Here is an 8939-nt window from a genome sequence, read left to right as displayed (position 1 = left end):
CCCGCACGCCGACCATATCTGCGCGCACGCGGCGATGCTGGAAGCCCTGGACGGCCTGGCGTGGCAGCCCGACACATTGCTTGGCTACGCCAATCACTTGCATGATAACGACCGCTGGCCCATGGGCGACTCGGGTGCCGGCGTGGCCCTGCCGCCGCGTTTCGATTCAGCGGACGAACTGGTTCCTTGCAGCTTCACGCTCGCCTTGGACCAGCAGCAGGACAAGGCCATGGCCCTGGGCATGATGCACGACCTGCAACCGCGCGCGCCGTTCAAGCGTCGCGTGCGCCGCTGGTTGCAACAGGTGCTGGCCGGGCGTAGCCCATCGCCTTACGGAGAGAACGAATTCTTCCGCAAGGCTGTACGTCGTCATGAGTTGCTGTGGGTCCTGAAGCAGGACTGAAACCTTATTTACGGCAGACCGCATCCGTTTGCCGCACCATTTTGCCGGGCTGCGTGCCCGCTGCCAGATCGCTGCATGGAGAGTTATGAAGCCTCGTTTCAAGGTTTTGCAGTTACAGCCGGACTACAACGTCAAGACCAATGATTTCGCCGACCTGGGTGAGCAGATCGTCAAATCGTTGCCGGTTGAACGCTTCGAGGTGACATCGGGGTTTCTCAGTGGCCGCCCGTTACCGGGTCAGCCGCTGAGCGTGGCCGAGCACTCCCACTATTTCGAACTGCCGGAGAAGTCCCTCAAAGGCATCCGCTTTGGCGCCATGTGGCAGATCTACAAGTATTGCCGCGAGCAGAAGTTCGATGTGGTCATCTGTAACCGCTTCAAGTCGGTGAACATGATGCTGTCCCTCAACCGCTGGTTGAAGATTCCGCTGTGCATTGGCATCTCCCATGGATTTGGTGAGTACGCCCGTGGCTACCGTCGGCGTCAGACCCAGCGCTGGGTGAGTCCGGCGTGGCGTTTCGTCGGCGTGTCGGAGGCGGTGCAGGAGTACCTGGTGGCGCTCAATTGCGGGTTCACCCGTGAAAACACCACCTATGTCACCAACGCCATCGACATCCCGCAGGCAGAAGCCTTGCAGTTGCCTCGCGATGAAGCGCGCAAGGCCTTGGGCCTGCCGCTGGACGCGCGGATGATCGGCGCCCTGGGTCGGCTGGTGCCGATCAAAGGCCACACGCATTTGCTGCAAGCGTTTGCCACGCTCAAGGACAAATACCCGCAAGCCCAGGTGGGGATCATCGGTTCCGGCCGTGCCGAAGCCGACCTGCGTGCCGACATCGAGCGCCTGGGCCTGACCGGCCGCGCGCACCTGTTGGGCTTTCGTGAAGACGGCATGAAGTACGTGCGCGGTTTCGATATCTGGACCATGCCGTCGCTGTTCGAAGGCCTGGGCCTGGCGCTGCTGGAAGGCATGAGTGGGCATTTGCCGGTGATTGCCTCCAACGGCCCGGCGATGCTGCCGCTGGTGCAGGGTGCGGGCGGCCTGTCCCACGATCCGGGCAACGTCGAGCAACTGGCCGCAGCGCTGGATACTTACCTGGCGCTGAGCGATGAGCAATTGCGTGCCAAGGGCGAGGAGGTGTTCCGTTATCTGGTAGCCAACCACACCCTGGACGAGTTCAAGCACAAGTACCTGACCCTGATTGAAACCGGTTTGCGTGAAGTAGGTAGAGCATGAATCAGTCGCAACCCCTGGTTTCGGTGATCATTGCGTCCTACAACCATGGCCCGTACATCGAACAGAGCATCCTCAGCGTGCTGGGGCAGACCTACGCCAACATCGAACTGTTGGTGGTCGACGATGGCTCCAAGGATGACAGCGTCGAGCGCATCCGGCGTTTGCAGGCCGAGCATGGCTTTGACTTCCAGGTCCAGCAGAACCAGGGGCTGACCAATACGCTCAACGGCGCGATTGCCCGGGCCAAAGGCACGCTGATTGCGCCGTTCGGTTCCGACGACATCATGTTGCCCGAGCGCATTGCGACCCAGGTCGCCTATATGGAAGGCAAACCCAAGGTCGGCATCTGCGCCGGCAACATCGAGTTGATCGATGGCGATGGTCAGCCCTATCCCGACAAGAAACAGCGCCGGGATCTGCCGTTTCGCAGCCTGGACTTCGATGACCTGTTCCTCGACCGCAAACCGTTCCCGCCGGCGCCGACCCTGTTGATCCGCCGCGATGCGCTGGAGCAGGTGGGGGGCTTCGATCCGCTGATTCCCCTGGAAGATTTGCTGATCGAGCTGAAGATCACCCACGCCGGTTACACCATCGACGTGTTGAACGTGGTCATGGCGCGCTATCGCCAGCACGCCACCAACACCTACAAAAACCACCGCTACATGATTCAAAACATCCTCAAGACGTATGGATTGTTCAGCGAACACCCGTCGTATGACGCGGTGCGCTACAACTTCCTGAACTCGATGTTCCTCAAGACCGCCGACCGCGACCGGCCGCTGGCGCGGGAGATCCTCAAGCAGATCCCGTTGAAGTTTTGGGGGCGCAAGACCCTGCGTGGGTTGGTGCGGTTGTACCTGGCGCCCCTCAGAAGCTGAGGCGGCGGGGCGGTGAAAAAAGGCGACTATCAGCGGTGATAGTCGCCTTTTTTATCAGGCGACCGGGCGAGCCAGGCCCTGTACTTGCTCACGGATTTTTGCCGTGGCTTGCGGACTGGCAACGCTGGCGTAACCCTTGACCAGTTGCTCGAAGTGCGTTTCGAACAGCCAGTTGCGGTCCTGCGGGTAGCGTTGCATATGGCGCAGGTTGCGCTTGCGCAAGGCGTTGCGTAGCGCCGACGGGAAGATGCGCAGGTCGGCGATATCGATCAGTGCGAACTCGCCGTCATCCATCAGCAGCACGTTGCCCAGGTGCAGCGAACGGAAGTACACGCCACGCTCATGAAGCTGGGCCATGAATTGGCCGAAACGTTCGATCAGCGATTCGCGCAGGCCACTGTCCAGGCTTTGCAGGGCTTGGCGCAGGGTCAAGCCGGGCAGTGGCGAGTAGGTGACGGCGCTGCTGGCGTCGCGCAGACCATACACGCCGAGAATCTGCGGCGTGGGAATACCCAGGCTGCGTAATTGTTCGGCGTTGCTGGCAAACCGCTCGGAGTAAGGGTTGAAGCTGCCCGAGGTATACCAGTGGCGTGCGCGGAAGACCTTGAGGAAACTGCCGTCTTCCAGGCGCAGGACTTTCGGGCCCAGGCCGTCGGCTTCAATCACATGGGCGTTGTGGCACAGTTGATCGAAGGCCTCGGCCTTGAGGGTTTGCACCGGCATGCGCAGCAGGCTGTGGCGCCGCTGGGCGATGCTCAGGCCGGCGATGATCGCCAAAGGAATCCACAGCAGGAACCAGTGCTCCTTGGGCCGCGACAGGATGCCGCCGCCCTCGGTCAGGCCGGCGCCGATGCCGTAGGCCAGCAGGGATGAGGCGAGGATGAACAGCGGTTGTGCCCGTTCTTTGAGGCTTTTGTACAGGCCCCAGCCGAGCATGAAGGCCCAAGGGATGAAGCCGATGATGCCGACGTAATAAAGGACGCCCAGGGCAAAACTGTGGGGTTCGCGCAGTTGGTAGCCGTCGACCTGAGCCAGGGTCAGGTACAGCTCGGAGTCGTAGCTGTGGCCGATCCACGGATGGTCGGCGATGCGCTGCAGCGTCATGCTCCACAGTTCGAAGCGGAACGAGCTGCCACGGTTGGTGATCAGTTCAGGGTAAAGCAGCAAGAGCGCGGCGGCGCTCAGGACGAGGCCAGCGATCATCAAGGCTGAGCGGCGGTTACGGCTGACAAAACTCATCCACAGGACAGCCAGGGTCAGCGCCACCAGCGGCGTGCGGGAACCGGTGGCCAGGACCGCGGCGGTCATGATGGCCAGGGCCGGTACGCTGAACCATAACACCGGCAAGCGCTGGCTGGTCATGCAGACATACAACCAGTAGACGGCAAAAAAACCGAACACGTGGGAGCTGAGCAGCGGATTGTCGAGAGCACCGCGGCCGCCGATCATGCGCGCTTCCACGCCTGGCTCTAACCCTTTGGCGAAAGCCACCAGGTTGCACAGGCACACCACCAGCGCAATCATCGCCGCACTGAAGAAAATCGGCTTGAACAGTTCGTTGCGGTAATGCAGCAACAGCCCGCAGCCGCCAAACAGCATGAAGGTGTGTAGCGGTTGCTTGAACAGGTAGATGTCGGGATGAAGCTCCGGGCTCCAAAGCAGGCTGGCCATGGCCCAGGCGGAGAAGGCCAGGAAGGCGATGGCCAGCGGCTCACGCAGCAATTCCCTGCATTCCCTGGGGCGCAGGCACAACAGCAACAAGGTCGGCGCGCTGAACAGGGCGTAGTAGAGCTTGTGCAGCACATTGCGATTGGTGACGAAGAACAGCGAACTCAGCAAGAGCAACAAGCCGATGGGCAAAATCCATAGGACCAGGAAGTCGAAGACGCGATTTGAACCATAGGTAAGGCGCTTGCACTGCATACGGTAAAAGCCATTTCAGAAAGGGAAAGCCGACCATCTTAGAGTAGTGGCTATATAATGTCGCCGGTTGGATTCAACCGGCCCGTGGGTCATAGCGGGTGCAAGTACAACAGAGAAGCTGTGCTAAAGTCAGCCTCCTTTTTCAAAACGCCGCGTGATATGACCGACTCCAGTCCGAGCGCAAGCCCTTCGAGCTTGAAAATATACTTCCGCCTGCTCAGCTACGTCAGGCCCTACGCGGGCTTGTTCGCGCTGAGTATCGTCGGATTTCTGATTTTCGCGTCGACCCAGCCGATGCTGGGTTACATCCTCAAGTACTTTGTCGACGGCCTTTCGAACCCGCAAGCCGTGCTGTTCCCCAGTGTGCCGCTCCTGCGGGACCTGCAATTGCTGCAGGCCGTGCCGCTGCTGATCATCCTGATTGCCGCCTGGCAGGGCCTGGGGTCGTTTCTTGGTAATTACCTGCTGGCCAAGGTTTCCCTGGGCCTGGTCCACGACCTGCGGGTGCAGTTGTTCAACAACCTGCTGACGTTGCCCAATCGCTACTTCGACAATCACAACTCCGGGCACCTGATTTCCCGCATCACCTTCAACGTGACCATGGTCACGGGGGCGGCGACCGATGCGATCAAGGTGGTGATTCGCGAAGGCATGACAGTGCTCTTCCTGTTCGCTTCGCTGCTGTTCATGAACTGGCGCCTGACGCTGGTGATGATCGCCATCCTGCCGTTGATTGCGGTGATGGTCAGCACGGCCAGCAAGAAGTTTCGCAAACAGAGCAAGAAGATCCAGGTGGCCATGGGCGACGTGACCCATGTGGCCTCCGAAACCATCCAGGGCTACCGCGTAGTGCGCAGCTTCGGCGGCGAGGTCTACGAGGAAAAACGCTTCCTCAAGGCCAGCCTGGGCAACACCAACAAGCAACTGCGCATGACCCGCACCGGGGCGATCTACACCCCGGCGTTGCAACTGGTGATCTACACCGCGATGGCGGTGCTGATGTTCCTGGTGCTTTACCTGCGCGGCGATGCATCGGCTGGCGACATGGTGGCCTACATCACCTTGGCCGGTCTGCTGCCCAAGCCGATCCGCCAACTGTCGGAAGTCAGCTCGACCATCCAGAAGGGTGTGGCGGGCGCCGAAAGCATTTTCGAGCAACTGGACGAAGAACCTGAAGTCGACAACGGCACAATCGAGCGCGACAAGGTCAGCGGCCGCCTGGAAGTGCGTAACCTCAACTTCACCTACCCCGGCACCGAACGCCATGTGCTCAAGGACATCAGCTTTACCGCCGAGCCTGGGCATATGATCGCTCTGGTGGGGCGCTCGGGCAGCGGCAAGTCGACCCTGGCCAGCCTGATCCCGCGTTTCTACCACCATGAAAGCGGTGAAATCCTGCTCGATGGTGTCGAGATCGAAGACTACAAACTGCTCAACCTGCGCAAGCACATCGCCCAGGTGACCCAGCACGTGACCCTGTTCAGCGACACCGTGACCAACAACATCGCCTACGGCGATTTGGCTGGCGCACCACGGGCCGACGTCGAAGCTGCCGCGATGGATGCCAACGCCAAGGACTTCATCGACCAGTTGCCTAAAGGTTTCGACACCCAGGTCGGCGAAAACGGCGTGCTGCTGTCCGGCGGTCAACGCCAGCGCCTGGCAATTGCCCGCGCCCTGCTCAAGAATGCGCCGCTGCTGATCCTCGACGAGGCCACCTCGGCCCTCGATACCGAGTCCGAGCGCCATATTCAGGCGGCGCTGGACAAGGTCATGCAAGGCCGCACGACCCTGGTGATTGCGCACCGCCTGTCCACCATCGAGAAGGCTGACCTGATCCTGGTGATGGACGACGGTCGTATTGTCGAGCGTGGCACTCACAGCCAATTGCTCGCACAGAACGGCTATTACGCCCGCCTGCATGCCATGGGGCTGGATGCACCGGTGTCGGCGGATATCACCTGACACCGTGGGTGAGGCGGGCAATCCGCCTCACCCACGTTCCTGCAACATCTTCTGTCACACCCCCACAAGCCTCCTGTAACCCTGTGCTAATATCGCGCCCCTGTTCATTTTGTATGTGGGTTGCTCCATGAAGTTGTCCATGCCGCGATTCGATCAAGCCCCTGTCTTGGTGGTCGGCGATGTCATGCTCGACCGTTACTGGCATGGCGGAACCTCACGGATTTCCCCTGAGGCGCCGGTACCGGTAGTCAAGGTCGAGCAAATCGAAGACCGTCCAGGTGGCGCTGCCAACGTTGCCCTCAATATTGCCGCCCTCGGCGCCCCAGCCTCCCTGGTGGGCGTGACCGCTTACTTCCTCACCGTCAAACTCCTGTGGATGAGCGTGGTCGCGGCGACGGCTTATCTGCTGATCGCCTGCTTCGGCGATTTCTGCGAGACCCTGCTCTCGCCTAAACACCCTGGCGGCCTGGCGCTCGGTTCGGCCCTGGGCCTGTCCGAGCGCCACCAGGCACAGGCCAGCACGCTACTCGCGGGCGTGGGCCGCACCCTGTTGATGTTCACTGCGGTCCTGTTGGCGTTCCTGCCCTCCGGCTCCAGCCCAGGCGAGCTGCTGGCGGGCCTGACGCAACTCGACCTGGGCAGCAAGCCGCTGGGCAACCTGACCATCGCCCCCGGCGATATTCTGCTGGCCCTTGCCCTGCTCGTGATCGGCCTGTTCGGCGTGCGCGTGCTCAAAGACTGGCTCGGCGAACGGCTGCTGCCGGAAACCAACATGGACGCCGGCATGCGCGCCTCGCTGGTGACCCTGGTGGGTTACATCGGCTTCGTGCTGGTCGCCGTGGTGGTGATGTCCACGCTGAATATCAGCCTGACCAACTTGACCTGGGTGGTCAGCGCCCTGTCGGTGGGCATCGGTTTCGGCCTGCAGGCGATCGTGCAGAACTTCATCTCGGGCCTGATCCTGCTCACCGAACGCCCGGTCAAGGTCGGGGATTGGGTCAGCCTCGCGGGTGTCGAAGGCGATATCCGCCGCATCAACGTGCGCGCCACGGAAATCCAGATGTCCGATCGTTCAACGGTGATCGTGCCCAACTCGCAGTTCATCACCCAGAACGTGCGCAACGTGACCATGGGCAATGCGCTGGGCGTCGTCGGCATTACGCTGACCCTGCCGCTGGAAACGGATGTGCTGCAGATCCGCGAGCTGCTGTTGAGCGCGTTCACCGAACACGAAGCCGTACTGGATACGCCGGAGCCTTCGGTGACGTTCAAGGACCTGACCGCTAACGGATTGGTCATCAGCGTCAGCGGTTACGTCAACAGCCCGCGCTCGGTGGGGACAGCCCGCAGCGACCTGCTGTTCACCGTCCTCGGGCGCCTGCGCGAGCTCGGCGTGGCGCTGTCTTCGCCGCAGAGTATGGTGCTGATCAATGAGGCGGCGGAAAAAGCAGCGACGGAAAAAAGCCTTGTATAAACACTGGCAGTGTCTATAAGATCCGCGCAACATTCAGCCTCGATCCCAAGCGCCACTGCCGCCCATGACCGCGAAAAAAACCAGCCCCTCCGGGCCCGCCAAACCCCGCAGCCGCTCGTCGATTGGTGCAGTGCGCAGCCCGCAAAGCACCGAGGCGATCCTCGAAGCGGCGGCGGCCATCCTTGAAGAGCAAGGGTATCGGGCGTTCACCATGGACGCGCTGGTCGAACGCGCCGGCTCCAGCAAGCCGACCATCTACCGCTGGTGGCGCAGCAAAGGCGCGTTGTTGCGCGATGTCTACGAGCGTGCCGCGCTAACGTTCGTAACCTCCCCCGATACCGGCAACCTCGAACAGGATCTGGTCGTGCATTTGCGCTCGCTGTGGAACTGGTGGCGCTCATCCAGTGCCGGGGAAACCCTGCGCAGTTTCTTCATCGAGATCCAGCTGGATTCCAAAGCCATTGCCGAGTTTCGCGATGAGTTCCTGCCGCGCCGCGAGCGCACGCTCCGCAAGATCTTCGCCCGAGCCGTCGCCTCCGGGGAAATCGTCGACGGCCCTGCGGTGGAGATGGCCGTCGCCATGCTGACCGGCATGTCCTGGCTGCACCTGATTACCGCGAACCTGGAGAACCTCGATGACATCGACCATTGCGTCGCGGTCCTCGTCAAAGGCCTGAGAGTCCGCTAGCCAGCGGGCCCGGGCGTTTTTTTTGCGCATAACGACACTGACAGTTTTTATTGAGCTATCGCTGCCCTACCCCCCGCATGGGTTACACGCCAGAGAACACCGTTGATGAACAATCGAAAAATCCCGGCGTCCCGACACTCGGTCGCCGTCAGGACATCAGCTATCGTACTGTCGATCCTGCTGGCGGGATGTTCCTACCATGACTTGAAGCCCCAGGCCCGCCTGCTACCTGCCGGGGATGCCGGTGAAACCCTGGCCCACAGCGGGATCACACTCTCGCCGGCGGCCTGGCCAACCGAAAGCTGGTGGACCCGCTTCAACGACACGCAACTCGACCGCCTGGTTGCAGAGGCCCTCGCCCAGAGCCCCACCTT

5 protein-coding genes and 4 pseudogenes are annotated in these 8939 nt (G+C 61.3%); 8 read left to right on the top strand and 1 reads right to left on the bottom strand.

The window, feature by feature from the left end:
• The 3 genes and pseudogenes from L9Z73_RS19685 to L9Z73_RS19675 form a co-directional block, all read left to right on the top strand.
• Positions 1–403, top strand: a pseudogene (locus tag L9Z73_RS19685) (PIG-L family deacetylase); the annotation flags it as partial.
• Between the two features lie 85 nt (positions 404–488).
• The gene (locus L9Z73_RS19680; protein WP_247404355.1) at positions 489–1637 is read left to right on the top strand and encodes a glycosyltransferase family 4 protein; all 1149 of its coding nucleotides are present in this window, start codon (positions 489–491) and stop codon (positions 1635–1637) included.
• The gene (locus tag L9Z73_RS19675; protein ID WP_247404352.1) at positions 1634–2515 is read left to right on the top strand and encodes a glycosyltransferase; all 882 of its coding nucleotides are present in this window, start codon (positions 1634–1636) and stop codon (positions 2513–2515) included. Before L9Z73_RS19680 ends, L9Z73_RS19675 begins: the two co-directional genes overlap by 4 nt.
• Before the next feature lie 54 nt (positions 2516–2569).
• Here L9Z73_RS19675 and L9Z73_RS19670 read toward each other — a convergent pair whose 3' ends face one another.
• Complete coding sequence (locus L9Z73_RS19670) at positions 2570–4438, bottom strand: O-antigen ligase family protein (RefSeq protein ID WP_247404349.1); 1869 nt, start codon at positions 4436–4438, stop codon at positions 2570–2572.
• Positions 4439–4597: 159 nt separating this feature from the next.
• On the opposite strand from L9Z73_RS19670, the gene msbA reads away from it, so the two are divergent.
• From msbA to L9Z73_RS19645, 5 genes and pseudogenes are all read left to right on the top strand, one after another.
• Entirely contained in the window at positions 4598–6403 is a 1806-nt protein-coding gene (gene msbA, locus L9Z73_RS19665; protein ID WP_247404346.1) for a lipid A export permease/ATP-binding protein MsbA, read from the top strand.
• A 127-nt stretch (positions 6404–6530) separates the two neighbouring features.
• Positions 6531–6749: pseudogene (locus tag L9Z73_RS19660) on the top strand (PfkB family carbohydrate kinase); the annotation flags it as partial.
• Positions 6747–7877, top strand: a pseudogene (locus L9Z73_RS19655) (mechanosensitive ion channel family protein); the annotation flags it as partial. The pseudogenes L9Z73_RS19660 and L9Z73_RS19655, both read left to right, overlap by 3 nt.
• 64 nt (positions 7878–7941) lie before the next feature.
• On the top strand, positions 7942–8565 hold the full coding sequence (locus tag L9Z73_RS19650) for a TetR/AcrR family transcriptional regulator (RefSeq protein ID WP_247404343.1): 624 nt from the start codon (positions 7942–7944) through the stop codon (positions 8563–8565).
• A gap of 105 nt (positions 8566–8670) precedes the next feature.
• Positions 8671–8939: pseudogene (locus L9Z73_RS19645) on the top strand (efflux transporter outer membrane subunit); the annotation flags it as partial.

The sequence above is a fragment of the Pseudomonas emilianonis genome, assembly GCF_023072625.1.
GTDB classification, from domain to species: Bacteria; Pseudomonadota; Gammaproteobacteria; order Pseudomonadales; family Pseudomonadaceae; genus Aquipseudomonas; species Aquipseudomonas paraveronii.
The sequence above is the reverse complement of the archived record's forward strand: the minus strand, read 5'-3'. Positions and strand labels throughout refer to the sequence as shown.

Coding starts and splice junctions, on each gene's coding strand:
- L9Z73_RS19680 (WP_247404355.1), top strand. CDS start 489: ATGAAGCCTCGTTTCAAGGTTTTGCAGTTACAGCCGGACTACAACGTC.
- L9Z73_RS19675 (WP_247404352.1), top strand. CDS start 1,634: ATGAATCAGTCGCAACCCCTGGTTTCGGTGATCATTGCGTCCTACAAC.
- L9Z73_RS19670 (WP_247404349.1), bottom strand. CDS start 4,438: ATGCAGTGCAAGCGCCTTACCTATGGTTCAAATCGCGTCTTCGACTTC.
- msbA (WP_247404346.1), top strand. CDS start 4,598: ATGACCGACTCCAGTCCGAGCGCAAGCCCTTCGAGCTTGAAAATATAC.
- L9Z73_RS19650 (WP_247404343.1), top strand. CDS start 7,942: ATGACCGCGAAAAAAACCAGCCCCTCCGGGCCCGCCAAACCCCGCAGC.